Origin of the sequence: Paracoccus sp. TOH (genome assembly GCF_030388245.1) — a bacterium.
Lineage (GTDB): Bacteria > Pseudomonadota > Alphaproteobacteria > Rhodobacterales > Rhodobacteraceae > Paracoccus > Paracoccus simplex.
On the sequence record NZ_CP098362.1, the window covers coordinates 429,836 to 456,834 of the forward strand.

17 protein-coding genes are annotated in these 26,999 nt (G+C 68.0%); 4 read left to right on the forward strand and 13 right to left on the reverse strand.

The genetic code is table 11. From position 1 onward, the window contains the following. Position 1: 1 nt before the first annotated feature. The 3 genes from NBE95_RS19110 to NBE95_RS19120 are packed head-to-tail and all read right to left on the reverse strand — an operon-like array spanning position 2 to position 2,678. Positions 2-706 carry an ABC transporter ATP-binding protein gene (locus NBE95_RS19110; protein ID WP_289896045.1) on the reverse strand — a complete coding sequence of 235 codons (705 nt, stop codon included), beginning with the start codon at positions 704-706 and terminating at the stop codon, positions 2-4. Beyond that, positions 703-1,479, reverse strand: coding sequence for an ABC transporter ATP-binding protein (locus tag NBE95_RS19115; RefSeq protein ID WP_289896046.1), 777 nt, complete (start codon positions 1,477-1,479; stop codon positions 703-705). The genes NBE95_RS19110 and NBE95_RS19115 overlap by 4 nt, the downstream gene beginning before the upstream one ends. After that, positions 1,479-2,678, reverse strand: coding sequence for an ABC transporter substrate-binding protein (locus NBE95_RS19120; RefSeq protein ID WP_289896047.1), 1,200 nt, complete (start codon positions 2,676-2,678; stop codon positions 1,479-1,481). The genes NBE95_RS19115 and NBE95_RS19120 overlap by 1 nt, the downstream gene beginning before the upstream one ends. A 183-nt stretch (positions 2,679-2,861) precedes the next feature. On the opposite strand from NBE95_RS19120, the gene NBE95_RS19125 reads away from it, so the two are divergent. Continuing rightward, positions 2,862-3,767, forward strand: a complete 906-nt coding sequence (locus tag NBE95_RS19125; protein ID WP_289896048.1) for a LysR family transcriptional regulator — start codon at positions 2,862-2,864, stop codon at positions 3,765-3,767. A 139-nt stretch (positions 3,768-3,906) separates the two neighbouring features. Here NBE95_RS19125 and NBE95_RS19130 read toward each other — a convergent pair whose 3' ends face one another. The 5 genes from NBE95_RS19130 to NBE95_RS19150 all read right to left on the reverse strand — a co-directional run bounded on the left by NBE95_RS19130 (position 3,907) and on the right by NBE95_RS19150 (position 8,381). After that, positions 3,907-4,920 (reverse strand): GSU2403 family nucleotidyltransferase fold protein, encoded by a 1,014-nt coding sequence (locus NBE95_RS19130; protein WP_289896049.1) that lies wholly within the window; start codon positions 4,918-4,920, stop codon positions 3,907-3,909. 147 nt (positions 4,921-5,067) lie between these two features. After that, entirely contained in the window at positions 5,068-5,343 is a 276-nt protein-coding gene (gene minE / locus NBE95_RS19135; RefSeq protein ID WP_019352063.1) for a cell division topological specificity factor MinE, read from the reverse strand. A gap of 2 nt (positions 5,344-5,345) precedes the next feature. Then, positions 5,346-6,167, reverse strand: coding sequence for a septum site-determining protein MinD (minD, locus tag NBE95_RS19140; protein ID WP_019352062.1), 822 nt, complete (start codon positions 6,165-6,167; stop codon positions 5,346-5,348). 23 nt (positions 6,168-6,190) lie between these two features. Further along, complete coding sequence (gene minC, locus NBE95_RS19145; protein WP_354670374.1) at positions 6,191-6,898, reverse strand: septum site-determining protein MinC; 708 nt, start codon at positions 6,896-6,898, stop codon at positions 6,191-6,193. A 622-nt stretch (positions 6,899-7,520) separates the two neighbouring features. Further along, on the reverse strand, positions 7,521-8,381 hold the full coding sequence (locus NBE95_RS19150; protein ID WP_289896051.1) for a DMT family transporter: 861 nt from the start codon (positions 8,379-8,381) through the stop codon (positions 7,521-7,523). Between the two features lie 124 nt (positions 8,382-8,505). Between NBE95_RS19150 and NBE95_RS19155 the strand changes: the two genes are divergently transcribed. Then, positions 8,506-9,903, forward strand: a complete 1,398-nt coding sequence (locus NBE95_RS19155) for a PLP-dependent aminotransferase family protein (protein ID WP_289896052.1) — start codon at positions 8,506-8,508, stop codon at positions 9,901-9,903. Between the two features lie 196 nt (positions 9,904-10,099). Here the strand turns inward: NBE95_RS19155 and NBE95_RS19160 are convergent, their stop codons facing one another. Beyond that, a complete protein-coding gene (locus tag NBE95_RS19160; protein ID WP_289896053.1) occupies positions 10,100-11,878 on the reverse strand; it encodes an amidohydrolase in 1,779 nt (592 codons plus the stop codon). A gap of 579 nt (positions 11,879-12,457) precedes the next feature. Beyond that, on the reverse strand, positions 12,458-13,138 hold the full coding sequence (locus tag NBE95_RS19165) for a TetR/AcrR family transcriptional regulator (RefSeq protein ID WP_289896054.1): 681 nt from the start codon (positions 13,136-13,138) through the stop codon (positions 12,458-12,460). Positions 13,139-13,365: 227 nt separating this feature from the next. Here NBE95_RS19165 and NBE95_RS19170 point away from each other — a divergent pair, with 227 nt between their 5' ends. Together NBE95_RS19170 and NBE95_RS19175 are read left to right on the forward strand one after the other, a co-directional pair. Further along, positions 13,366-14,586 carry an HlyD family secretion protein gene (locus NBE95_RS19170; protein WP_289896055.1) on the forward strand — a complete coding sequence of 407 codons (1,221 nt, stop codon included), beginning with the start codon at positions 13,366-13,368 and terminating at the stop codon, positions 14,584-14,586. A 3-nt stretch (positions 14,587-14,589) separates the two neighbouring features. Continuing rightward, on the forward strand, positions 14,590-16,176 hold the full coding sequence (locus NBE95_RS19175; RefSeq protein ID WP_289896056.1) for a DHA2 family efflux MFS transporter permease subunit: 1,587 nt from the start codon (positions 14,590-14,592) through the stop codon (positions 16,174-16,176). Positions 16,177-16,179: 3 nt separating this feature from the next. On the opposite strand, the gene NBE95_RS19180 is transcribed toward NBE95_RS19175, so the two are convergent. The 3 genes from NBE95_RS19180 to NBE95_RS19190 are packed head-to-tail and all read right to left on the reverse strand — an operon-like array spanning position 16,180 to position 26,998. After that, positions 16,180-17,445, reverse strand: coding sequence for an MgtC/SapB family protein (locus tag NBE95_RS19180; RefSeq protein WP_289896057.1), 1,266 nt, complete (start codon positions 17,443-17,445; stop codon positions 16,180-16,182). 55 nt (positions 17,446-17,500) lie between these two features. Beyond that, the gene (locus NBE95_RS19185; protein WP_289896058.1) at positions 17,501-18,631 is read right to left on the reverse strand and encodes a DJ-1/PfpI family protein; all 1,131 of its coding nucleotides are present in this window, start codon (positions 18,629-18,631) and stop codon (positions 17,501-17,503) included. 24 nt (positions 18,632-18,655) lie between these two features. Next, positions 18,656-26,998 carry a glucoamylase family protein gene (locus NBE95_RS19190; RefSeq protein WP_289896059.1) on the reverse strand — a complete coding sequence of 2,781 codons (8,343 nt, stop codon included), beginning with the start codon at positions 26,996-26,998 and terminating at the stop codon, positions 18,656-18,658. Position 26,999 lies beyond the last annotated feature (1 nt).

The window sequence follows — 26,999 nt, forward strand, 5'->3', positions numbered from 1 at the left end:
GTCATACCCCCAGTTCGCGATGCAGCAGATCCATCTGCTGCGGCAGATCCCCGACCGGGAATTCCGCTGTCATCCGGCCGTGGTCCATCAGGTAGAAGCGGTCGGCGACCTTGGCGGCGAAGCGGAAGTTCTGCTCGACCAGCACCACGGTCATGCCGCGGGATTTCAGCTTCCGCAGCACCTCGCCGATGGCCTGGATGATGACCGGGGCCAGGCCCTCGGTCGGCTCGTCCAGCAGCAGGCAGCGCGCGCCGGTGCGCAGGATGCGGGCCATGGCCAGCATCTGCTGTTCGCCGCCGGACAGCTTGGTGCCCTGCGAATTGCGGCGTTCGTGCAGGTTCGGGAACAGCGCGTAGATTTCCGCCACCGACATGCCGCCTTCGGCCACCTTCGGCGGCAGCATCAGGTTCTCCTCGACCGAAAGGCTGGCGAAGATGCCGCGTTCCTCGGGCACGAAGCCCAGACCGGCACGGGCGGTCTGGTGCAGGGGGACGCCCATCATGTCCTGGCCGGCAAAGGCGATCTTGCCGGTCCGCTTCCTGAGGATGCCCATGATGGTTCGCAGGGTGGTGGTCTTGCCCATGCCGTTGCGGCCCAGGATGCAGATCATCTCGCCTTCGTGGACATGCATGTTCACGCCATGCAGCACATGGCTTTCGCCATACCAGGCCTGCAGGTTTTCGACGGACAGCAGCGGCGCGGTCATGCCTCGGACCCCATATAGGCGGTGCGCACGCGCAGATCGGCCGAGACGGTGGCGTAATCGCCCGCCGCGATGATCTCGCCCCGTTGCAGCACGGTGACGCGGTGGCAGATGTCGGCCACGACGTTCAGGTTGTGTTCCACCATCAGTACGGCGCGTTGGCGGGCGACGTCGCGGATGATCCTGGCGACCATGGCCACGTCCTCCTGGCCCATGCCGGCCATCGGTTCGTCAAGCAGCAGCACCTCGGGATCGAGCGCGAGCGTGGTGGCGATCTCCAGGACACGCTTCCTGCCATAGGACAGGTCGGCGGCGCGATGGTCGCGCCAGGGGGCAAGGCCCAGCTGCTCGATCAACTGGTCGGCGCGGGCGTCGAGCCGGTCGAGCGACGAGAGCGGCAGCCAGAACTGCACCGCCAGCCCCGCCGGGCGTTGCAAGGCGACCTTGACGTTCTCGCGCACCGTCAGGTGCGGAAAGACCGCCGAGATCTGGAAGCTGCGCACCAGCCCCATGCGGGCGACCTTGTCGGGCGGCGTGCGGGTGATGTCCTGGCCCAGAAGCGTGATCCGCCCCCGGGTCGGCTGCAGGAACTTGGTCAGCAGGTTGAAGACCGTGGTCTTGCCGGCGCCGTTCGGGCCGATCAGGGCGTGGATCCGGGCATGCTCCACGTCCAGGTCGACATTGTTCACCGCCGTGAAACCCGCGAAATCCTTGCCGAGGCCGCGGGCGGAAAGCACCACCCGCGGCTCGGCCTGCATAGCAGGGGCGGCCGCCATCACTGGACCAGCGGGCAGCCGCTCTTGGCCGGATCAAGGAAGGCCTGGTCGCCGGGGATGGTGGCCAGGACGTTGTAATAGTCCCAGTCCTCCTTGATGTCGGCCGGGGCCTTGACCTCCATCAGATAGGCGTCCTTGATCAGCCGGCCGTTGGCGCCGACCTTGCCGCTCTGGGCAAAGACGTCGTCGACCGGCATCTCGTGCAGCTTCTTGGCGACAGCCTCGGTCTCGTCGGTGCCGGCCTCCTGGATCGCCTTCAGGTATTGCGTCACCGCCGAATAGGTGCCGGCATGAACCATGTTCGGCATCACGCCGGTGCGTTCCATGAAGCGCTTGCCGAACTCGGCCGATTGCGCGTCGCGGTTCCAGTAGAAGCTCTCGGTCAGGGTCAGGCCCTGTGCCGCCTCGGCGCCGAGGCCATGCACCTCGGCGATCGAGAACAGCAGCGCCGCCAGCTTCTGCCCGCCGGCGGTGATGCCGAACTCGGCTGCCTGCTTGATGGCGTTCTGCGTGTCGAGGCCGGCGTTCGCCAGGCCGATCACCTTGGCGCCCGAGGACTGCGCCTGCAGCAGGAAGGACGAGAAATCGGTCGTCGCCAGCGGGTGGCGCACGGCGCCGACCACGGTGCCGCCATGTTCCTTGACCACGTTCGAGGTCTGCTCCTCCAGCGAATAGCCGAAGGCATAGTCGGCGGTCAGGAAGAACCAGCTGTCGCCGCCCTCTTTCACCAGCGCGCCGCCGGTGCCGACCGCCAGCATGTGGGTATCATAGGCCCAATGGAAACCGTAGGGCGTGCAGGCCTTGCCGGTCAGCTCGGTCGTGGCGGCGCCGGTGTTGATGGTGATCTTCTTCTTTTCCTGCGACAGCGCCTGCACGGCCAGGCCGACCGAGGAGGTGGTCAGCTCCATGATGCTGTCGACCTGCTCGGTGTCATACCATTGCCGGGCGATGTTCGAGGCGATGTCGGGCTTGTTCTGGTGGTCGGCGCTGACGATCTCGATCGGCGCGTCCAGAACCTTGCCGCCGAAATCCTCGACCGCCATTTTCGCGGCCTCGACCGAGTTCTTGCCGCCGAAATCGGCATAGACCCCGGACTGGTCGTTCAGGATGCCGATCCTGACCTTGCCGTCGGAAACCTCGGCCAGCGCGGGCGCGGCGGCAAGACCGACCGCAGCGGTCGTGAGCAGAATGTTTCGCACGTTTTCCTCCCAAGGATGGTCCCTTCCGGCGGTCCGTTCTGCCGGCCGGTTCGGGACGCTTTCTGTCATGGGGGCCGCCTTTATGCCGGCCGCCTCCCTGAGGGAACGATGCAGCGGAATCGCCTTTGACACAAGCGTTCAGAGAAGTTTAATTTCATACAGATCCTGTGCATTTTTGAACAGATGGCCAATCTCGACTGGGACGACCTGCAATTCTTTCTGGCGGTGGTGCGAGAGCGGCAGCTTTCCCGCGCCGCGCGGCTGCTGGGCACCTCGCATGTCACGGTCTCGCGGCGGATCGACCGCCTGGAACAGGCGCTGAACACCCGGTTGTTCGAACGCAACCCCCGCGGCTACGAGCCCACCGCCGCCAGCCTGCGGCTGATCGAGACCGCCGAGCGCATGGAGGAGGCGGCAAGCCAGATCCCCCTGGACCGCGGCACTGCGGCGGGGCAGGTCCGTTCGCTGCGCCTGGCGATGCCGGAAGGGTTCGCCAGCCTGTTCTCGACCCATCTGCTGCCCGAGTTCATCGCGCGGTTTCCGCTGCTCTCGCCCGAACTCATCACCATGCCGCAGGTGCTGTCGTTGTCCCGGCGCGAGGCAGATATCTGGATCACCCTGGACCCGGTGACCAACGGGCCCTACCGCTCGGAACGGCTGGCGGACTACACCCTGCATCTTTACGCGACGCGGGACTATCTGCAGACCATGCCGCCGGTCCAAGCCCCCGCGGACCTGCGGCCGCACCGCATCATCGGCTATATCGAGGAGATGATCTTCGCGCCCGGGCTCGACTACCTGGGCGAGGTGCATCCGTCGCTGCGGGCGATGGTAAAAAGTTCCAGCATCTTCAACCAGCTCGCGGCGGTTCGCAATGGGCTGGGGGTCGGCGTGCTGCCCCATTACATCGCCAGGAAGTATCCGGAGTTGCAGATCGTGCTGCCCGATCAGGTGCGGCTGACGCGGACCTATTGGCTGACCTGCCACCGCGACGTGCGCATGATGCAATGGGCGGGCCAGGTCATCGCTTTCCTGGCTGCCAGCCTGCGGGCACGGGGCGAGGAACTGGCATTGCAGTTGCCGGAATGAAGCCCGGCAAGGGTGCTGGAAAAATTGTCGATTGTCTATCTAACAGATTGATTAAAATATATTAATCAATAAAACGCAGTAGAGCGTCCCGCCAATTGTAATATTTTCCCAATTCTTTCATGGAATTGTGTCAGAAATCTCATATGGATTCGAGACTATCCCGCAGGTGCGGCAGCCGGTTCAGGCTGGATTGCAGCCGCGCCCGCCATGAGGGGCCTTTCTGCCTGGCTGTCTCATAGGCCTCGCGCAGGTCGTCCGGGCGTTCCCGCGACAGCACCGAGATCAGGAATTCCGCCTGCGCGCGGTCCTTGCGGGCCTTGAGCGCGTCGGGTCCGTCGCGTCGCCGGTCGGCGACGATCAGCTTGTGAATGGCATAGCGCTCGGGCCGGGGCACCTGGATCAGGAAACCGGCGCGATAGAGCAGCGGCACCTGGATCGGCTCGGCGATCAGGTAATTGAGGTAGTGCAGGCTCTGCGCCGAGACGCCGAGTGCCGGCAGTTCGCGCAGGCCCTCGTTCTCGTCGAAACAGGGGGTCAGGAACTCGACCAGCGTCTGCTGCGCGCTCTGGCGCCAGCGCCAGACATGCTGGCCGTCGACCGAGGGCAGGGGGGCGAAGCTGAGGTCGCGGAACACCTCGGCCAGCGGCTCGGTTACCTGGTCGCCAAGGGCGATGGACAGCCGCTCGAAGCTGGCAATGTCCACGTCGTCGGTCATCGCCGCCTGGTCGAAGCCGATGCGCACGCCCAGCTCTCCCTCGTAGCAGCGAAAGGCCTGCGTCCCGATCAGCGTGCCGCCCAGCCGGAACACGCCGCTGCGCGCCATGGCCGAGATCACCTGGCCCGAACCGCGATCGGTCATCAGGCAGCCCTCGGCCCGCAGGATGCGCATCAAGCGCGAGCGTTCGGCCTGACTTTGCTTTTCGGCGGCGCGGATGCGTTCGGCGCGTTCAAGCCGGGTGCGCAGTTCGGGGTTGTCCTCGCCGATATAGCGGTCGACGGTCTGGTCGCCGATGCGGAAATGGTCGTACCAATAGGATTTCTGACCGACCTTCTTCAGCCGCGGCGTGCCGCGCAACTCGCCCACCGCCGCATCCCGCAGATGCCGCAGCAGGTCGGTCCAGGCGGCAACGGCCACCGGCGAGAGATCCTTCATCGCGCTTACCCCACGCTTCCCGATCTGTGGGGGGTATAGCATATTGCTCCTTACCCCACAAACTTTTTATCGTGGGGTAAGGTCGTGGCTGATGGCTGATGGCTGATGGCTGGCGGTGGTCGGGGCAGGGCGCCCCGCCGGCTGCGATCAGCCAAGCCGCTTCAGCGCCGTCTTGCCGCTGCCCGGCATCTCGATATTGATCTCGAGGCTCGACAGGTCGTCGCTGCGTTCCAGCTTGATGTCGACCGCATCGCCGTCGACATCCATATGGCGGCGGACCACCTCGAGGATGTCGCGCTGCAAAAGCGGCAGGAAATCGGGGCCGGAATTGCTGGTGCGCTCATGCGCAAGCAGGATCTGCAGACGCTCCTTGGCGGTCTGCGCCGAATTGGGCTTTCGCTGGCGGAACGAGAAACCGAACATGGTCAGGCCGTCCGTCCCAGCAGCCGCTGGAAGAAGCCGCGCCGCTGTTCGCCGGGATTGACCCGCATCTCGATCTGCTCGCCGACCAGCCGGCCGACGGCGTCCATGTAAGCCTTGCCGGCCGGTGATTTCTCGTCCAGCGACACCGGCGTGCCCTCGTTCGAGGCCTTCAGCACCGAGGTGCTTTCCGGAATGATGCCCAGAAGCGGGATGGCAAGGATTTCCAGCACGTCCTGCACGCTCATCATCTCGCCATTGGCCGAGCGGTTCTGGTCGAAGCGGGTCAGCAGCAGTTGCGCCTTGACTGCGCTGTCATCGCCCTTTTCCGCCAGGAAGGTCTTGGAGTTCAGTAGCCCCAGCACCCGGTCGCTGTCGCGCACCGACGACACTTCCGGGTTGGTGACCACCACCGCCTCGTCGGCGTAATACATCGCCAGATGCGCGCCGCGCTCGATCCCGGCCGGGCTGTCGCAGACGATATAGTCGAATTCCTCGCGCAGCTCGTCCAGCACCGTCTTGACGCCCTCGGTGGTCAGCGCGTCCTTGTCGCGGGTCTGCGAGGTCGGCAGGACATACAGGTTCTCCAGCCGCCGGTCCTTGATCAGCGCCTGCTTCAGCTTGGCGTCGCCCTGGATCACGTTGATGAAGTCGAAGACCACGCGGCGTTCGCAGCCCATGATCATGTCGAGGTTGCGCAGGCCCACGTCGAAATCGATCACGACCGTCTTGTGTCCGCGCATGGCGAGACCCGCGGCGATGGCGGCAGAGGAGGTCGTCTTGCCGACGCCGCCCTTGCCCGAGGTGACTACGATAACCTTGCTCACGAGCGTTTCCTTTCGATCATGGGTTATTTCAGCGATTCGATGCGCAGCCGCTCGCCGTCGAGCCAGACCTGCACCAGTTCCCGCGGCGTATCCGGCCCCAGATCCTCGCTGGTGCGGTAGAGCCCGGCGATGGCCAGCAATTCGGCATCCAGGGCGTGACAGAAGATCCGGGCCGAGCTGTCGCCGTTGACCCCGGCCAGGGCGCGGCCGCGCAGCCGGCCATAGACATGGATGTTGCCGGTGGCAATCACCTCGGCGCCCGAACTGACCGAGCCGACGATCACCAGGTCGCCGCGATCCGCAAAGACCAGTTGCCCCGAGCGTACCGGCTGGGCGATGAGCTTCGAGGCCTGCGGCAATTCCTTGACCACCTGAACCGCCTCGGGGCGGCTGCCCTGGCGCGACACCCGTTCCAGCGGCACGTCGCGGCCGCCGGGCAGTGAAATCAGCCCGGCCATGGCCGCGGCCCGCGCCTGGGCGGCGGTGCCGCTCTGCACGCCGAAAACCGAGAGCTTGCGCGCGCGCAGGTCTGCGGTGAACTGCAGCAGCTCGTCGGCGCTGTCCATGCCCTCGGCCTGTTCCAGGTCGACGACCAGCGGAGCATTGTCAAAGAACAGCGGCGTCTGCGCCAGCCGTGCGTCGAGCGCGTCGAAGAAGCTCCGATCCGGCCGTCCGGTCAGATGCAGGGCCACCGCCGTGAAGAAGCGGCCGCGGATTTGTAATGGTCTCACGGTCGCGACTCGTTCGGTCGCGCGTTTGCCGGATTGCATTCTCGTCTGCTCGGTTATGCTCGATTCTGTGCCGCGCTGGATTGCGGCGCTTTGATCCGTCTTCCTAATACGTCGAGACGGCAGCGTCCATGCGGTTCTGCCGCCGTTCACGATTTCGGCAGAGTCGCGCCGGCGTCCGGCACGCCTTGGGCGGGAATCCGTCATCCGGCGCCGGGACATATTTTATGACATAAGACGGATTATCCAAATATAATCCGTAGAAGCAAAGTAGAGTTGTCGCCTCTGCCCTGATGGCTGACGCTGCTGCTGCGCGGTGCAGCGTGGCAGGCTTCGGGCTTGTTCTGATGAGCGAGCGCGAGCTTCGACGAACAAACGGGGGGACGAATGCCCTGCCGGGACGGGGTGCGCATGAAGATGCTCTCTCGTGCGCAGGACAAGGCGGATATGGCCAGGGGGCGCGTCACAAAGAAAAAGAAGGAGATGCGGGGGATCAATGCCCCAGGCTTGGGGCAGATCTTGCAGAACGCGCGGCTTGGCAGGCATGGTCCAAGAAGCAGGCCTATGTGATCGGATATTCAGCCAGAATCCGCGATGGGGGTGGTCTTCCCGACCTGTCTGAGCGTCACGCGTATCGCCTGGCCCCGGCGACGCAGAGGACGACGATAACGGCAGAGGCGATCATGGGCCAGGCGATGGGCTCGTGCAGCAAGAGCGCTGCCAGCAGGAAACCGAAGAAGGGCTGCAGAAGCTGCAGCTGCCCGACACCTGCAATGCCGCCGAGCGCGAGGCCGCGATACCAAAAGATGAAGCCGACCATCATGCTGAAGACCGAGACATAGGCAAGGCCGATCCAGGCCGGCGCGGTGATCGGGGACCAGGCGCCGGGCAAGGTGAACAGCGCGATCGCCGCCATGACCGGCAGGGACAGCAGCAAGGCCCAGGAGATGACCTGCCAGCCGCCGAGTCGGCGCGACAGCGCGGCGCCCTCGGCATAGCCAAGGCCGCAGGCCAGGATTGCGGCGATCATCAGCAGGTCGCCCGCCGGCGTGCCGCCGCCGCTGCCATGAAGCGCGAAGCCCGCGACCGCCACTGCGCCGATCACCGCGAAGACCCAGAAGGCGGGCTCGGGCCGCTCGCCACCCCGCAGAACGCCGAAGATTGAGGTCGCCAGCGGCAGCATCCCGACGAAGACGATGGAATGCGCCGCGGTGATGTGCTGCAGCGCCAGCGCGGTCAGCAGCGGAAAGCCCAGAACGACGCCGAAGGCGACCAGCGCCAGCGAAAGAAGGTCGCGGCGTTCCGGCAGCGGCTGACGGAACGCGGCCAGGAAGGCCGCCCCCAGCAGCGCGGCGATCACCGCACGGGCCGAGGTCAGGAAGATCGGCGAGAAATCCGCCACGGCGACGCGGGTGGCCGGCAACGACCCGCTGAAGATGATGACGCCCAAGAGGCCGCTGCCCCAACCCGCCGTTCCGCGTTCCATGTGATCCCCTTGCATTTTCAGCGTCGTGCATAGCGATCCGGTGCTGGCCAAGACAGGAACAGCACAATACAATTCACGAAAACCGTATAGGCGACATGACCGATACAGTTGGGAGGTAAGGCGGATGGCGAAGGATCGGGGACTTACGCGGACCGAGGCGCTGATGGATGCCGTCCGCGCGCGGATCGCGAACCGGGCTCTGGCGCCCGGTGATCGCCTGCCCTCGGTCCGGGGCTTCGCGAGGACCATGGGCGTGTCGCCCTTTACCGTGGTCGAGGCTTACGGCCGGCTAGAGGCCGAGGGGATCATCCGCGCCCGGCGCGGCTCGGGCTTTTATGTGACCGGGGCCGACCTGCCGCCGATGGCCCTGGCCGGGATGGGGCCGACCCGCGAACGCGACGTCGATCCCTTCTGGGTCTCGCGTCAGTCGCTGGACGCCGACGCCTCGGTCCTGAAGCCGGGCTGCGGCTGGCTGCCGGCGGACTGGATGCCGCAGGGCGCGATCCGCAAGGGGTTGCGGGCGCTGGCCCGCACCGATGACGCCGCGCTGGCTGATTATGGCAGCACGCGCGGCGCGCCCGCCTTGCGGCGGTTGCTGTTGGGCCGCTTCGCCGACGAGGGCATCGCCGCCACGATGGATCATGTCCTGCTGACCGGCTCGGGGACGCAGGCCATCGACCTGATCTGCCGGCTGCTCTTGCGGCCCGGTGATACGGTGCTGGTCGACGATCCCTGCTATTTCAATTTCCAGGCTCTGCTGCGCGCGCATCAGGCGCGGGTGGTCGGCGTCCCCTTCGCGCCCTCGGGGCCCGACGTTTCCGCCTTCGAACACGCTCTCGTCCGCGAAAATCCGCGCCTCTACATCACCAATTCGGCACTGCACAACCCGACCGGCGCCAGCCTTTCGCCGCAGACCGCGCATCGGGTGCTCAGCGCGGCCTCGGCCCACGGGCTGACCATCGTCGAGGACGACATCTTCGCGGATTTCGAGCCGGCGCCGTCGCCGCGTCTTGCGGTGCTGGATGGGCTGAACCGCGTCATCAGGATCGGCAGCTTCTCGAAGACGCTGTCGGCTTCCGTGCGCTGCGGCTATATCGCGGCGCGGCCGGACTGGATCGAGGGGCTGGCCGATTTGCAGGTCGCGACCAGTTTCGGCGGTCCCAGCCCGGTTGCGACCGAACTGATCGCGGGCGTCCTGGCCGGCGGCACCTATCGCAAGCATATGGACGAGTTGCGCCAGCGGCTGGCCCGCGCCCGGAAGGATGCGGCGGACCGGCTGCAACCGCTGGGCCTGGTGCCCTGGACCATGCCGCGCGGCGGCTTCTACCTGTGGTGCCGCCTGCCCGGCGGCCATGATTCCGCCGCCATCGCGCGGCGTTGCATGGCGGAAGGCGTCGTGCTGGCGCCGGGAAATGTGTTCAGCGTCTCGCAATCGGCCGGCGGCTTCCTGCGCTTCAACGTCGCGCAATTGGACGCCGCGCGGATTTTCTCAGTGCTTCAGGCGGCTATCAGCGAAACATGACACAAGGGCGGTGAAGAAACCTCGTCCGCGATGCCTGGGGTCAGGGCCCATTGATCTGTCATATCCAGAAGATGACGGTTGCAGCGAGGGCTGAAGTCGACGGATCCTGACCCCAGGCGCGCCGACCGGCCTGAGGGCCGGCGCGGCGACAATTCCGGGGATGGCCCCGGTTGTTGCCGCCGTGCCGGGTGGGCCGTCAAAGATGCGAATGGGACACCGTCAGGGCGTGCTCCAGTGCCACGCGCATGAAGCCCGTATCGTCGGCGGGCCGCATGTTCCGCTGTGGCATCAGTGAGGCCCGTTTTTCCGGCTGCCCGGCGGGCAGCACTCGGCCTTCCATCACCGTGCCCCAGACGCCGATGTCCCTGAGGGCCTTCGGCTCGACCTCCAGCGGGTTCGCGTCGAGGATCGTCAGGTTCGCGCGCTTGCCGGGGACGATGCTGCCGATCTCGTCCTCCATCTTCAGCGAATAGGCTGCTTCGATGGTCACGCCACGCAGCGCATCCTCGACCGAAACGACTTGCTCGGGTGCTGCGACGCGCCCCGAAGCGGTGATGCGGTTGACCGCGCACCACATCAGGAACAGCGGGTCGCAGGGCGCCATGGGCATATCGGAATGAAGCGACCACCGGATGCCGGCTTTGGTCAGGTCGCCCAGACGAACCATGGAATCCGCCCGCTCGGGGCCAAGGCCCACCTTGGAATACTGGTCCGACAGCGCGGTGACGTAATAGGGATTGCCGCTGACGATGGCGCCCAACGCCTTGATCCGCTGCACCTGATCCGGGGCGCTGACCGCGAAATGCACGATGACCGTGCGGTGGTCGTAACGCGGGTTGCGGCGCAGGTTCGCCTCAAGCGTGTCGAGCACCCGGTCAAGCCCGGCATCGCCATTGACATGGACATGGATCTGATAGCCCGCGTCCCAGAAGATCCGGAAGGCGCGATTGAACAGATCCTCATCCATCATCCATTCGCCATGATGGTCGTCGAGATAGGGATCGCGCACTTGCATGAGCTGCGAATAGATCGCGCCGTCGGCGAACAGCTTGGCCTGCCGGGGCGCCAGGCTGGTCATGCCGCCATACCAGGGCGCCATCGCCTCGGCCGCCGCGACGACCTCGGCATCGTCCTCATGCGCGGCGGTGACGGTCTTGGCATCCACCATGAAGGACCAGCGGAACGGCATGTCGGGGCTGGAGAAGATCGCGTTTACGCCGTCCTGAACCGCTTTCGAGACGATCCCGCCCGGCTCGTTGCCGAAGGTGATCCCCTTGCCGTGCATGTAGGCGCGCGAGATTTCCAGCCCGACCTGCAGCCGCTCGGGCGAGGCGGCAAACGGGGCGATGTTCGGCAGAACGGCGAAGATGCCCTGTTCCCAGAAATGCCCTTCCTCGAAATTGGACTGCTTGCGTGCGGATTCGGCGAAGCCATCGACGACTTCCTGCGTCAAGCCGCCCGCCTCGAGGGCCGCGCTGTTCATGAACATCTCGTGGCAGGACCGTCCCCAGACGAAGATCGGGCGGTCCTTGCTGATCGCGTCAAGCTCGGCCTTGGTGAGCGGTCCGTAGAAAGCCGGATGATAGCCCCAGCTCAGCACCGGCTCCTTGGGATCGGTGCGTGCGTTCACCGCCTTCGTCAGCCGGTCGATGAAATCCTGCTTGTCCTTCACGGCCGGGACGGTGCCAGAGGGCAGAACCCAGTCCTCGATCGAGAGGATTTCCGACGACATCGACAGAGCGGCAAGGACGGGATGGTCATGCTGGGCGATGAAGCCGGGGATGATGACCTTGTCGGCAAAGCGGTCATCGACCCGATGAGGCCGATCTCCGACGGTCTGTTGGACCTCGTCCAAAGAGCCGACGGCAAGGATACGGTCGCCCGCCACGGCGATGGCCTTTGCGCTGGGACGGTCTGGATCGAGGGTGACGATCTCACGCGCCTGGTAGATCGTCGCCTCGGGCGCGGAGTTCATGAGGAGTCCCACATCCCGTCAGAGATTTTGTCTGACCGAAGGCTCGGGCGACAGGACCCAGCAATGCAATGCCAGCGACGCCCCCCAACAGGATGCTTCTGCGTGTAACGAGGGTCATAATGATGCTCCTTCTCGCCCCCTAAATGCGGCAAGCGTAACACAGGCTTTAACCGAATCAACGATTGTGCGTGGCCCTCCAAGCGGTCCCAAGAAACCTGCTGAGCGCTCGCTGGCCTGGAAAGGCCAGCCAACGATCCTGCCCGGCATTTTCGCTGACCCGTCTCCGATCTTGGAGACAGGTGCTGGGAGGACGAAGACCGCATTTGCGGGGACAGTCGGCAGGAATATTCAGCAGCGACGCCTTGCAGAGCTGCACCGAATGACGGGTTCGACCGCATGGCTGCCCCCGGGCTGCTTGCGCCGCCGTCCCCATCCCCGTCCCTGGGGCCCTTCGGATGGAAAGCGGGGCGGCTCAGCGCCTGGCGCGACCGCCCTGCCCCAAGGCGACATTTCCAGATTCGGTCCGGGGGCGTCATTTTATACTGGTGACACCATGCGCCGCCGGCGTCGCCAGCGGATTCACTGCCGGGGTTCGGGCGCCGTGGCATTCGGCGCGTACACGGCCAGGAAGCGCGCCACCCGACGGCGCACGAAGGCGTCGGTCCCGGCATCGGAAAGCGGCGGCATCATCAGCAACGCCCGGCGCTGCAGCCCGGCCAGCACCAGATCGACGAATTCGGCACCCGCCTCGCGGCAGTCCTGCATCGCCAGGTCGCCCCGGGTGACGCGCAGCGCGAAATACTCGGCCAAGGTCTCGATCGAGCGCATGGGCCCGGCCTCGTAGATCTTCCGGGCCAGGTCGGGGAATTTTTCGCCGGCACCGATCATCATCCGCATCGCTGCCATCACCTCGTCCTGCAGCAGCGTGTCGATCATGCTGCGGGCGATCTGGCGCAGCTCGTGTTCCACCCCCTCCACCCCGGCGCCAAGCTGGCGGATGGTCCGCTGCAGCCGGCCGCATTCGGTCAGCACCAGCGCCTCGAACATCGCCTCCTTGCTGTCGAAATAGACGTAGAGCGTGCCCTTGGACACCCCGGCCGCCCGCGCCACGTCCTGCATCGAGGCGCCCTCGAAGCCCTGGGCCAGGAACATGCGCCGCGCGCCGTCCAGGATCTGCCGGCGCTTGGGGCTGTCCTCGGGTTCGGGCGGGCCGCATCCGCCCGGGTCGCGGGATGCGCGCTGGCTGCTGGGATCGCTCAACTGGGCCTCCTGTCGCTATGCCCTCGAGGTTATGCCGCATGCGGCCGACGGGTCCATCCCCGACCTGCCGCCCGTCCCTGCGCCCGTTCGCTGAATGGCATCAGAATATATTGACCGAACGGTTCGGTCAATACTATAAGCAGGACAAACCCCCTTTCCGACTCGCGCCCGGCTGTGCTGCGGCTCCGGCCGCCTGCACCGGCAGCCCCATATCGAAAGGCCTGAACATGGCATCGACCGGCAAAGATGCGTCCGCGGCACCGGCGCAGAAATCCGGCTCCGGCAAGGCCAAGCGCATCCTGGCCGGGCTGGCATTGGTGGCGCTGGCGGCGATCGGCTACCAGGGCTGGCACTGGTTCAGCTTCGGCCGGTTCCACGAGGAAACCGACGATGCCTATCTGCAGGCCGATCTGGTGCAGCTGCAGGCCCGCGACACCGGCTATATCGCCGAGATCCTGGTGGCGCCGAACGCCCCGGTAACCAAGGACCAGGTGATCGCCCGCATCGACCCCGAGGATTACCGGCTGGCGCTGGAAACCGCCCGGAACGGGCTGGCCGCCGCCGAAAGCGCGGCCCGCCAGCTCGAGGCGCAGATCACCGCCGGCGAGGCGGCGATCCAGCAGGCGCAGGCGGCGCAGGTCGCGGCCGAGGCGACGAATGACGGCGCGCAGAAGGCGTTTCGCCGCGCGCGCGAGCTGCGGACCAGCTCGGCCGGCACCCAGGCCGCGGTGGACGCGGCCGAGGCCAGCGCGAAATCCGCCGCCGCCCAGGTTCAAAGCGCCAAGGCGGCGCTGGCCGAGGCGCGGGCGCAGCTGGTCGTGCTGAAGGCGCGGCTCGACAGCGCCCGGCTGGATGTGCAATCCGCCCATACCGATATGCGCAAGGCGCAGCGCGACCTGGACTTCACCCAGATCCGCGCCCCCTTCGACGGCATCCTGACCGAGCGGCAGGTCGAGATCGGCTCCTATGTCGCGCCGGGCAGCCGCATCGGCACGCTGGTGCCGGTCGGGAACCTGTATGTCGGGGCCAATTTCAAGGAAACCCAGATCGCCGGTATCCGGCCCGGCGCCCGCGTCTCGATTCGCATCGACGCCTGGCCGGACGAGATGCTGCACGGCACGGTGGAAAGCCTGACCGCCGGCACCGGGCAGGTGTTCAGCCTGCTGCCGGCCTCGAACGCCACCGGCAATTTCACCAAGGTGGTGCAGCGTGTGCCGGTGCGCATCGAGATCGACGCGCAGGACCGCGCCCGCCTGCCCCTGCGCCCCGGCATGTCGGTCATCGCCGAGGTCGATACCCGCACCGGCGAGGACCGGCCGCTGATGCCGGCGCCCGCGCCCACACAAAGCGCCCCGGCCCCGGCGGCCGATCCCGGCGCGGCCGCGACCAGCGCGCTGGACGGCACGGCGGCCGAAGGCATCCGGCAGGCCGCGCGGAACGGGGGCTGAACCATGCCCGCCGACAGCGCGGCGGCGCTGGCCCCGGCATCGGCAGCGCCCGATCAGGACCGCATCGACCCGCGCCGCCTGATCACCTTCCTGCTGATGGTGCTGGGCATGTTCATGGCGATCCTGGACATCCAGATCGTCTCGGCCTCGCTGTCCGAGATCCAGGCCGGACTCGCGGCTTCCAGCGACGAGATCCCGTGGATCCAGACCTCTTACCTGATCGCCGAGGTCATCATGATCCCGCTGTCGGGCTATCTGTCGCGGATGCTGTCGACGCGCTGGCTCTTCACCATCTCCTCGGGCGGCTTCACGGTGATGAGCCTGCTCTGCGGGTTGTCGAACTCGATGTCCGAGATGATCGTCTGGCGGGCATTGCAGGGCTTCATCGGCGGGGCGATGATCCCGACGGTCTTTGCCTGCGCCTTCACCATCTTCCCGCGCTCGAAGATGCATATCGTCTCGCCGATGATCGGGCTGGTGGCGACGCTGGCGCCGACGGTCGGGCCGACGCTGGGCGGCTATCTGACGGAATACATGAGCTGGCACTGGCTGTTCTTCATCAACGTCATTCCCGGCATCATCGTCACCAGCGCGGCCTTCCTGCTGATTGATTTCGACAAGCCGGACCTGAGCCTGTTCCAGCGCTTCGACTGGTGGGGCTTCCTGGGGCTGGCCTTGTTGCTGGGGGCGATGGAATACGTGCTGGAAGAAGGCGCGGGCGACGACTGGTTCGCCGATGGGCTGATCGTGGCGATGACCGGGGTGATGATCGCCGGCGGCTTCCTGTTCTTCTGGCGCGCCTTCACCGCCGAGGAGCCCATCGTGCGGCTGGACGCCTTTGCCGACCGCAACTTCACCATGGGCTCGGTGTTTTCGTTCGGCCTGGGCATCGGGCTTTACGGGCTGATCTACATCTTCCCGCTCTACCTGTCGGGGATCCGCGGCTACAATTCGCTGCAGATCGGCGAGGCGATGATGGTTTCGGGCATCTCGATGTTCCTGACCGCCCCCATCGCCGGGCGGCTGTCGCAAAGCGTCGATCCGCGGCTGATGATGGGCGCGGGCTTCGCGGTCTTCGCGCTCAGCTGCTGGATGATGACCGGGTTGACCGAAGACTGGGACTATTGGCAGATCTTCCTGCCGCAGATCCTGCGCGGCGTGTCGCTGATGATCTGCATGGTGCCGGTGTCGAACATCGCCCTGGGGATGCTGCCGCCGGAAAAGGTCAAGAACGCCTCGGGCCTGTTCAACCTGACCCGCAACCTGGGCGGCGCGGTCGGGTTGGCGCTGATCAACACCGTTCTGACCAATCGCGAGGATGTCCACTATGCCCGCATCGCCGAAAGCGTGACCGGCGGCAACGACGCGGCGGGACAGGCATTGGGGATGCTGGAACAGGCCTATTCCGGCCTGGGCGATGCGGCCGGCACCGCGGCATTGGCCACGCTGACCAACATGGCGCGGCTGCAGGCGGTGGTCATGTCGCTTGCGGACATCTTTGTGCTGCTGACCGGGCTTTTCGCCGCGCTCGCTTTGCTGCTGTTCTTCGTGCAGAAGCCGGCGCCCGGGGCGGGCGGCGGCGGGCACTGAGCTTCAAGGCAGCAGCGCCCGCGACAGGGCCATCGCCAGCCCGGCCGCGCCGATCCCCAGCCCGCTGACGGCGCCGACGATCAGCCCCAGCCTGGGCCCACCGACCCAGGCTGCAAGAACCGCCTTGGACACGGTGTTGACCGCGACCGCGATCAGGATCGCCTGGGCCGCGGTATCCAGCGCCAGCGTCCCGCCGCCCATCCGCGCCATCGAGATCGAGACCGCATCGACATCGGCGAGGCCCGAGATCGCCGCCACGATCAGCACGCCGATATCGCCCAGCCATTGGCGCAACCCCGCCGCGGCCAGCATCACCACGGCGATGAACCCCGCCAGTTTCAGCGCCGTTCCCACGGCCAGCGGATTGTCGATGGCGAGGACCGGCCGCGCCTCGCGCCGGGCGCGCCGCATCAAAAGCGCGGCGCCGCAGGCGGTCACCGCCGCCATCGCCGCCAGCGGCGGCGCCAGCCCGGCCAGCAGCGCCGGCTGCAACCCGATGGCGATCACGCCCACCCGCAAGACCATCACCACCCCGGCCAGCAGGATCCCCGCGCTCAGCAGCCGGGCCGAGTCCGGGCGATCCTTGCCCAGCCGCGCAAAGGCCAGCGTGGTCGCGGTCGAGGAGGCAAGCCCGCCGGCCGCCGCCATCACCATGATGCCGCGCCGTTCTCCGAACGCCCTGACCGCCATGTAGCCGGCGAAGGAAATCGCCGCGATCAGGATGGCCAGCAGCCAGATCCGATAGGGGTTGACCGCGCCCCAGGGGTCGATGGCGCGGTCGGGGATGACCGGCAGCAGCAGGAAGGACATCGCCGCCAGGGTCAGCCCGGCGCGGATCTCGATCCAGCTCAGCATGGCGACCCAGCGGTGCAGATGCTCGCGCAGCGCCAGCAGCAGGGTCATCGCCACCGCCGCCGCCACGGCCGGCCCCAGCTCTCCGCTGACGGCCAGCGCGCCGAGCAGGAAGACCAGCATCCCGGCCACGCAGGAGGTGGCGCTGACATCCTGGTCGAGCCGCGATTCGAGCCATTGGAAGGCGGCGAAGACCGCCGAGAAGGCGCAGAATACCAGCCCGATCAGCAGCCCGCCGAACTGCGCCGCCAATGCCCCGGTCACCCCGCCCAACAGCCCGGTCAGCGCAAAGGTCCGCAGCCCGGCGGCGCGGCGATGGTCCCCTTCCGCGCGGCTCTGCCAGCCGCGTTCCAGCCCGACGAGCAGGCCGATGGCCAGCGACACGGCAAGGCGGGTCAGGATGTCGGTCTGCTCCATGCCGCCACTTTGCCACCGGCCCGGCCCTTGGGCCAGAGGCCAGCGCCGCGGCGGTTCAGCGCGGATATTCCAGTTGCATGGCGACGATCCGCGCGGTCCGTTCGCCATGGCGCGCGGCGATGGCCCGCAGGGCCTGGTCAAGCGCCACGGCCGGGCTTTGGCCGGCAAGGTCGTAACGCCGCCGCTTCTGCGGCCATTCGGCCGCGGGGATCTCGGGCAGCAGGCGGATGCCGTTCCGGCTTTCGACCGCCGCCGTCGAGGCCGCGAAGGTCACGGCCCGCGACCGATAGGTTCGCGACCAGGCATCGGCGACCAGCGCCAGCGCCACCTCGTCCATGCCGGGGCGAAGCTCCAGCCCCACCCGCTCGCGCTTCCAGAAGGCCAGCCGGTTGCCCAGCACCGTCGCGGCGAAGGGCCGGGTCAGGCCGAAGGCGGCGCTGGCATGGCGGGCATCCCAATGCGCCAGACCCAGATCGCGGGCCGCCGCCTCGGCCTTGGCGCGGCCGGAAATGGCCTCGACCAGCACCAGCATCATCGGCATCGAGGCGGTGATGCCGGTGGTGGTGGCGACGCGGCCGTCGATCACCATGCGCCGGTCGGGCACATAGGCGATCGAGGGGCTGCGGTCGAGCAGCTGCTGCCGGTAATACCAATGCGTCGTCGCCCGCCTGCCGTCCAGCAGGCCGGCGGCGGCGACCACCTTGGCGCCGGCGCAGATGCCGATGATGGTCGCCCCGCCTGCGGCCTGCTGCCGCAGCCAGCCGATGACCGCCGGGTCGTCGTCGCGGCTCATGGCCGGAACGATGACGTAATCCGCGCCCTCGGGGTGGCGGGCGTCGAATTCCGCCAGCGTCGCGTCGGGCAGCGCCGCCAGCGCCGGGTAAAGCCGCACCCGGCCGGGCCCGGCCGCCAGCATGACCACATCGGCGATCCCGGCGCGGCGCAGGATGCCGGCGGGCATCAGGTAGTCGGTGGTTTCGGTGGCGTCGTTCAGGCCGACGACCGCAATCAGCGGCCGCTCGCGTTTCGGAGGCTTCAGCGCCGCCAGCATCGCCCTGGCCTCGGCCTGCGGCACCGGCGGGGGCTGCAGGGCGGCCGGGCCCGGCGGCAGGCTGTAGAGCCAGGCGCCAAGGCCCGCGAGGGGCAGCGCCAGAAGCACCAGGATGCCGATCATCAAGCGCCGCATGGGCCGCCCTCCCCTGCCTCGTCGTCAGCCGGACCGGATCTGCAGCGCGCCGGCCTTGTCGCGCGTCACCTCGACCTCGTGCCGGCGGTTGCCGATCATCACGCTGGCGCGGAAGCCCGGCCAGTGCGCGGGCAAGGCGGGCTCCACCTCCAGCCTGTCGCCGCCCTTGATGCGCAGGCCCAGGATATGCTCGACCGCGACCCGGTGCAGCCAGCCGGCCGAGCCGGTATACCAGGTCCAGCCGGCGCGGCCGGTCTTTTCCTCGGCGCCGTAGACATCGGCAGCGACGACATAGGGTTCGCCGCGATAGACCTGCAGCGTGGCCGCGTCGCTGGCATGGGTGATCGGGTTCAGCAGCCGGAACACCCGCCAGGCATCGTCGGCGCGGCCGGCCATGCACAGCGCCTGCACCATCCAGATCGCGGCATGGGTATATTGCCCGCCATTCTCGCGCACGCCGGGCGGATAGCCCTTGATATAGCCGGGATCCTGCGGCGCATCGGCAAAGGGCGGGGTGAACAGCCGCAGCAACATGCCGTTTTCGTCCAGCAGATGCTCCAGCGCCGCGTCCAGCGCCGGGTTGCGCCGCGCCGGCCGCCCGGCACCCGAGATCACCGACCAGCTTTGCGCGATGGAATCGATGCGGCATTCCTGCGACTGGGCCGAGCCCAGCGGCGTGCCGTCGTCATAAAGCCCGCGCAGATACCAGCCGCCGTCCCAGCCGTGCCGGTCCAGCGTCCGCGACAGCCGCGCGGCATGGGTGCGCCAGCGTTTGGCGCGCTCGGCCTCGCCCCGCGCCTCGGCCAGCGGCGCCAGCATGGCGATGGTGCGGGCCAGGAACCAGCCCATCCAGATCGACTGGCCGCGCCCGGCCTCGCCCACCCGGTTCATGCCGTCGTTCCAGTCGCCGCCCAGGAACAGCGGCAACCCCTCGGCCCCGGTGCGGGTGATGGCCAGCTCCAGCGCCAGCGCGGCATGTTCGTAAAGCGTCGCCCGGCGGTCGCTGATCTCGGGCCGGTAGAAGGCATCATGCTCGCCCGGCTCCAGCGCCCGGCCGAGAATGAAGGGCAAGGGCTCGTCAAGGATGCTGCGGTCGCCCGTCACCTCGACATAGCGGGCCAGCGCATGGCCCAGCCAAACCACGTCGTCGGCGATCATGGTGCGCACGCCGGCGCCGGTGCCGGGCAGCCACCAGTGCTGCACATCGCCTTCGGGGAACTGGCGCGAGCCGGCTTCCAGCAACTGGTCGCGGGCCAGCGCCGGGTCATAGACCAGCATGGCCGAGGTGTCCTGCAACTGGTCGCGGAAGCCATAGGCGCCCGAGGCCTGATAGAAGGCCGAGCGCGCCCTGATCCGGCAGGCGATGGCCTGATAGGGCAGCCAGCGGTTCACCATCAGGTCGAAGGCCGGGTCGGGGGTTTCCACCTGCAGCCGGCCGAAGACATGCTGCCAACGGTCGGTCTGGGCGGTGGCGGCCTGCCGGGCGGTCTCGGTCCGGGCCAGCAGCGGCCGGGCGGTTTCGCCGGGCGCGGCGGCCAGCCGGAAGGTGACGGTGCGGCTTTCGCCCGGCTCGATCTCGATCCGGGTCTCCAGCATCATCACCGGGTCGCCGTCATGGCGATGCACGAAACGGTGGCTGAGCGTGGAATCGAACCAGGCCGGCAGGCCGGCATCGCGGTTGCGGCCCTGCCAGATCGGCCGCGACAGGCACAGGCCCGTCACCTCGCTGTCCACCGACAGGACCATGCGCTGGCCGGCATAGTCGATGGAATAGGGATTGTCGCATTGCAGGGCCCGGGCCTCGGGCAGGTAGCGCAGCTGCAGATAGGGCGCGGTCTTGGCGCGCGCGCCGCCCATCACCGGCTCCAGGAACTGCGCCACGTCCAGCGTCAGCCGCCGCGTGCCGCGATTGGCCAGCCGCAGCCCGATCACCCGCAGGGGCGCGTCGGGAAGCAGGCTGTGCAGGGCGGTGATCTCCAGTTCGCCCGACCAGGCGGCGAATTCGGAAAAGCCGGCGCCGTGGCGGCATTGGTAAAGCGCCTCGCGCTGGCTCGACAGCACCGCATAGGGGGTATGGATGGCGCCGGTGCCGACATCGCGGATCAGGATCCCCTCGCCCGGCGGATTGCTGACCGCATCGTTCGACCAGGGCGTCAACTGGTGGTCGCGCGAATTGGCCGACCAGGAAAAGCCCGCGCCCTCGGCCGAGATGTGGAAGCCGAAATCGCTGCGGGCCACGACATTGATCCAGGGATTCGGCGTCGCCTCGCCATGGCGCAGGCGCACGACATAATTGCCCTGCGCGTCGAAGCCGCCGGTGCCGTTCCAGAACTGCAGTTCCTCGGCCGGGAAGTCGGGATGCAGCGCCGGACGCTGCAGCGGGCGCGAGGGCGGGCGGGTGATGCCGCGCCGCAGCTCGGCCGGTTCGAGCCGCTGGACCTGCTCGGCCAGGTTGCCGTTCTGGGCATAGATCACCACGCGGGCCACGGCCAGCAGCGTGTCGCGGGTCTCGGGCGATAACCCGTTGGCATCGACGGCAAAGACCGAGGGGCGCGAATGCAGCAGCTGCATGCTGTGACACAGGTTGTTCAGCGCCTCGTGCAGATGCGCGGCGTAGCTGACGCGCTGCTCGTTCAGGATCACCAGATCGCAGTCGAGGCCGCGCATCCGCAGGTATTCCTGCATGCGGATCGCCTGGCGGGCCACCGGCAGCAGGTCGGGATCGTTGATGCGCAGCACCATGATCGGATTGTCGCCCGAGACCGACATCGGCCACAGCGCCGATTGCGAGCCCATGGCATGCTCGGTCTGCGAACTCAGCGCCTCGTTGGGATAGACCAGCAGCGCGGCATAGCGGCGGAACAGCGCCGCCTCCTCGGGGGTGATGTCGGCGTGATGCAGCTGCACCTGGCTGCGGGTCCAGGCCATCTGGTGCTCGTTCTCATAGGCGGATTCGTCGCTCAGCCGGGCATGCGCCTCCTCCAGCGCCGCGCGGCTGGCGGCGGCCGCGGTCCAGAAGGTCACAACCGCCTCCTTGCCCGGGTCGATGGTTAGCCGCCGGGTGAGCGAGAAGATCGGGTCGAGCGTGTAGCTTTCCCCCGGCGCCAGCCCGGCCAGGACGCCCGGGTCGTCCAGCGCCTGCGGGGCGCGGATCGTGCGGCCGCGGCCGACGAACAGCCGCCGGTCGGTGGCGGCGCCCGCGGGCACGCCGGCGCCGGTCGCCATGTGCATCAGGTGGCGGTCGGGATCCTGCGGGTTGCGCTTGTTGCGGCGGGCGAAGATCCGGCCCTGGTCCGGCTGCGCCTCGGTGGCGACGAACATGCGCGAAAACGCGGTATGGGCGCGGTCGGCATCGTTGTTGTCCAGCACGATCTCGCCATAGCTGGTCAGTTCGATCTGGCGCGGCCGGTCCGAGCTGTTGCGCAGCTTCACCCGGGCGCCGCGCGCGTCCAGGTCGTCGGACAGGATCACCTCGGTCTCGCAGAAGATGCCCTCGCCGCTGGCGATGAAATTGGCCTTGTAATCGAACAGGCGCGCGGAATAGGCGATGCCGGGGTCGAAGCCGGGCGCCGCCGTCGCCGACCACCAGCGCCCCGAACCGGCATCGCGGATGAACAGGAACTCGCCCCAGGCATCCGCCGCCGGGTCGGGGCGCCAGCGGGTGATGGCGGTGCCGTCCAGCCGCAGCCGGCCGGCACCGCTGGCATCGAGCAGCATCGACAGCCGGCCGTTCGACATGACCGCGACGGTATGCGGGGCCGAGGCGGCATCCGCGACCTCGACGATCTCGGTCTGGCCCAGCTCGGACGGGCCGGGCAGCCGCCGCCGCACCGTCTCGCGCCGCAGGGGCGAGACCTCGCGCGGGGTCTTCTGCTGCAAGAGCGTCGAGACGCTTTCGATCACCGGGTCGGCGTTGAAGCGGTCGCGGTGCAGCCCGTCCATCAGGCAATTGGCGATGGCCAGCAGGCTCATGCCCTGGTGATGCGCCATGACGCTGCGCACCACGGCGGATCTGCGTCCCTCGGGCAGCCGCGAGGGGGTGAAGTCCACCGCGTCGAAAAAGCCGTATGCGCCGCGCGCGCCCAGCCGCGCCAGCCGACGCAGGTTCTTCAGCGCGCTGCGCGGGCGGAAAGCGGCGGCGATGAAGCTGGCATAGGGCGCCACCACCTGATCGTCGCGCAGCCAGCGCCGCAGCGCCAGTTCCGGCACGCCGAAGGCGTAATACTGATAGTTCATCTGCGCGTCGCGGGCGTTGTAGGCGCTTTCCGACACGCCCCAGGGCCGGCCGGCACGCCAGCCGTCGCGGATCTGCGCCTCGACCGCCACATCGCAGGAGCTGTAGAGGATCGAGCCCGGCGGCTCGTCCATGATCAGCGGCGCCATCAGGTATTCGAACATCGAACCCGACCAGCTGACCAGGGTCGAGCCATAGGGCATGGCGGTCATCGGCCGGCCGAGCCGGTTCCAGTGCTCGGTCGGCAGGTCGCCCTTGGCGATGGCGAAAAGCGAGGCCAGCCGCGCCTCGGAAGCCAGCAGGTCGTAGAAGGACTGGTCCAGCGCGCCCTCGGCGCAGTTGTAGCCGATGGCGAGCAGCTGGCGCTCGGGGTCGTAGAGGAAAGCGAAATCCATCTGGAAGGCGACGGCCCGGGCGCGCTCGGCCAGCGCCGCCATGCGCCGGGCCGAGACGGCCACCTCGTCGGGGTCGATGCGGCCCAAGCTCTCCATCTCGTCGCAGGTGCCGACCAGCCGGCTGGCCCACCAGTCCAGCTCGCGCGCGGCGTCGGTCGGCACCTCGGTCACCAGGCCCTGGATCAGCACCTGCAGGTTGGCGGCGGCGCGGGCATAGCTTTGCACATGCAGCGGTGCCAGATGCGGCGCGTCGGCGCAGGCCATGCTGCGCCACAGGCCGGTGATGCGCTCGTCGATGCGGTTGCGCAGCGGGTTCAGGCTGCGCCGCTCGCGCGGGATCGCCGCATGCAGCCGGCGCATCACGGAGAGGATGTCGACCGCGCCCGACAGTTCGGGCAGCAGATACAGCGCCGGACTGCGCGCCCATTCCTTCAGCGTCGAGGACAGGGTGATCAGCTGCCCGGCCAGGTTGCCGCTGTCCACCGCCGAGATGTAGCGCGTGCCCAGCGGCTCCAGCGTGTCGGTCGCATACCAGTTATAGAGATGGCCGTGGTGCCGCTCCAGCCGTTCGACGGTCGAGAGCGTCGCCTCGATGCGGTCCAGCGCCTCGCCCAGGGTGATCCAGCGGAATTCATGCGCGGTGACGGTCGAGAGCAGGTAGAGCCCGATATTGGTCGGCGAGGTGCGCTCGGCCAGTTTGGGCTGCGGATCGTCCTGATAGTTGTCGGGCGGCAGGTGGTGGGTGCGCCCGGTCACGAAGGTCTCGAAGAAGCGCCAGATCAGCCGCGCCTCGGCCCGCCATTCCAGTTGCTCGTCGCCGGTCAGGGCGCGCGCGCCCTCGTGCTTGATCGGGCGGGCGCTGACCCAGGCGATCAGCGGCGCCCCCAGCCACAGGACGCCGAGCGCCAGGGCCGGCGCCAGATTCTCGGGGCGCAGCAGCGCCACCAGCGCGACGAAGCCCAGCCCCAGGACCAGCCCGCCGCGCATCAGCGCCAGATAGCCCAGCGGCGTCTCGTGCCCGCGGCTGGCCACGGCATCGGTGGTGGTCCATTCCAGCAGGCCGCGCCGCGACAGATAGACCCGGCACAGGCTGCGCGCCGTGGCGTCCACCATGCTGAAGGCCATCTGGGGCAAGAGCGTCAGCCGCATCATGAAGGCCATGACCTGGTCGATCAGCTCGTTGCCGATGACCAGCATGTGGCGCAGCGGCGCCACCCCGGACTGCCGCGGCATCAGCCCCATCAGCCAGCCCAGAAGCTGCGACAGGCCGGCCGAGACGCCCAGCAGCCCCAGCCAGAACATCGCATCGGCATGCGGCAGGCCGATCAGCGCCACCAGCGCCGCCAGCATCAGCCCCACCGGCAAGAGGCTGCGGCGCAGGTTGTCGACGATGCGGAACCGCGCCAGCGCGTCCAGCCCGTTGCGCAGATCCAGAAGATAGGGCAGCAGCTGCCAGTCGCCGCGCGCCCAGCGGTGCTGGCGCGACAGGTCCACGTCGAAGCGCTTGGGATAGTCCTCGATGAAGTTCACGTCGGTGGCCAGCGCCGCGCGCAGCCAGGCCCCCTCGATCAGGTCGTGGCTCAGCACCGAGTTCTCGCGGATGCCGTCCTGCGCGGCGGCGATGAAGGCATCGACGTCATAGATGCCCTTGCCGGTATAGGTGCCCTGGTCGAACAGATCCTGATACAGGTCCGAGACGGTAAAGACATAGGGGTCCAGCCCCTTGTCCTGCGACAGGATGCGCTGGAAGGGCGAGGTCTGGCTGCCGTGTTTCAGAAGCGAGGTCACGCGCGGCTGGATCAGCCCGTGGCCGCGGGCGATGCGCTGCCGCGCCGGGTCATAGACCGGCCGATTGACCGGATGCGCCATCATGCCCACCAGCATCCGCACGGTGTCGCGCGGCATCCGGGTGTCGGCGTCCAGCGTCACCACATAGCGGATGGCCTCGGGCGGGCGCGGGCCGGTATCGACGAAGCTGGTGTCGTGGCTGCCGCGCAGCAGCGCGTTCAGCTCGACCAGCTTGCCGCGCTTGCGCTCCCAGCCCATCCAGATGCCCTCGGCCTCGTTCCATTGCCGGCGGCGGTGCAGCAGGTAGAAGCGCTGCCCGGTATGGGCATATCGCCCGGACAGCGCGGCGATGCCCTGGCGGGCATAGGCCAGCAGTTCGGCGTCGCGCGGCGTCGTTTCCTCGGTCGCGTCGGTGAAATCCGCCAGCAGCGCGAAGCTCAGCGTCGGGTCCGGGTTGGCCAGGTAATGCACCTCGAGATTGCTGAGCAGGTCGTCGATGGTGTCCAGGCTGGTCAGCAGGCAGGGCACGGCCACCAGCGTCGCATGTTCGGGCGGGATGCCGTCCTTGAACCCATAGGCGGGCAGTTGCGACGGCGCGATCAGCCGGCTGGCGACGAAGCGCAGCAGCGCCAGCGAGGCGTCGAGGAACGGCGCCAGCGACAGCAGGATCAGCGCGGCGGCCAGAAAGCCCCCGGTCTGCGAGGGCACATAGGCCAGGCACAGCCCCAGGGCCAGCGCCATCAGCGCCGCCAAGGGCACCACCAGGGCAAGGACGCCCTGACGGCGCAGCAGCCGGGCCAGCCGCTCGCGCCAGACCGGGCGATAGCCGCATTCGGCCTCGAAGCGGGCCGCGTCGTCGCCCAGCAGCACGACCGAGGCCGGGATGCCGCGCCGCACCGCCGCCGCCAGCGCCCGCTCGGCCACCTCGGGTTCGGACAGCTCCGAATGGCGCGCGATCATCTCGATGCGGTTGCGGGTGGCGTTGCGGCTCTGCGGGGCCAGCCGCCGGTGGTCGGGATCCTCGCGCAGGATCGCCTCGGTGCGGCTGGTGGCCTCGAACCATTCGCGCCAGTTGATCTCGTCCAGCCGCTTCAGCGCCCGGATGACATGCGCGGCGGTGACGTTGTTGGCGGTCTGGCGCAGCTGCTCGCCGGTCATCATCTGCTCGGCGGTGTGGCCCTGCGCCTCGAGCCGCCGGGCCAGTTCGGCGGTGATGGCATGGGTGCGGTCCAGCCCGGCATGGATGCGATAGATCACATGCGCCACGAAGGCCGGATTCTGCAGCGAGGCGCCGGGCACCACCAGGTCGAAATCCGCCGGGCCGGGATCGTCCTTGGCCATCAGCCGGTCCATGGCGGCATTGGCCTCGCGCCGGCCACGGCGGGCCTGCTCGGCCTCCTCGCTCAGCCGCAGCATCCGCAAGAGCAGCGCATAGCGCAGCATCGAGGGCAGCGACCACAGCTCGCCGATGGTCAGCCATTCGACCTGCTGCGCGCCGGCGATGAAATCGGCGAAGCTGCGCTCGCGCAGGTCGCCGTCGGTCATCGCGACATAATCCCAGGCCAGCGCCAGCACCCGCGGAATCGGCTCGGCCGCCGGCCGGAAGCGGCCGCGCGGCAGCGAGCGCAGGAAATCCGGACGCAGGTCGCGATGCAGGTGGCGATAGGTCTCGGCGATGGTGTGGTAATTGTCGAGCAGCCAGCGCGTCGCGGTGGTGATGTGCTCGTCCTCGGCCTCGGCCCGCAGCGCGGCCTGGTAAAGCATGCGCTGGTCGCTGTCGGCCTGTTTCAGGTCGAAGCGCGCGGCGCGTTCGTCGAAATGCGCCGCCTGCAGCGCCCCCCGCCGCAGCACCTCGCGGCCCGCGGCCTCGAAAACCGAGGCGGCGGTCATGCCGGTCCGGCCGCCTTCCGCGATGCCACCCCCGTCGGGCGCGCCCCCGTCTGGCTGCATG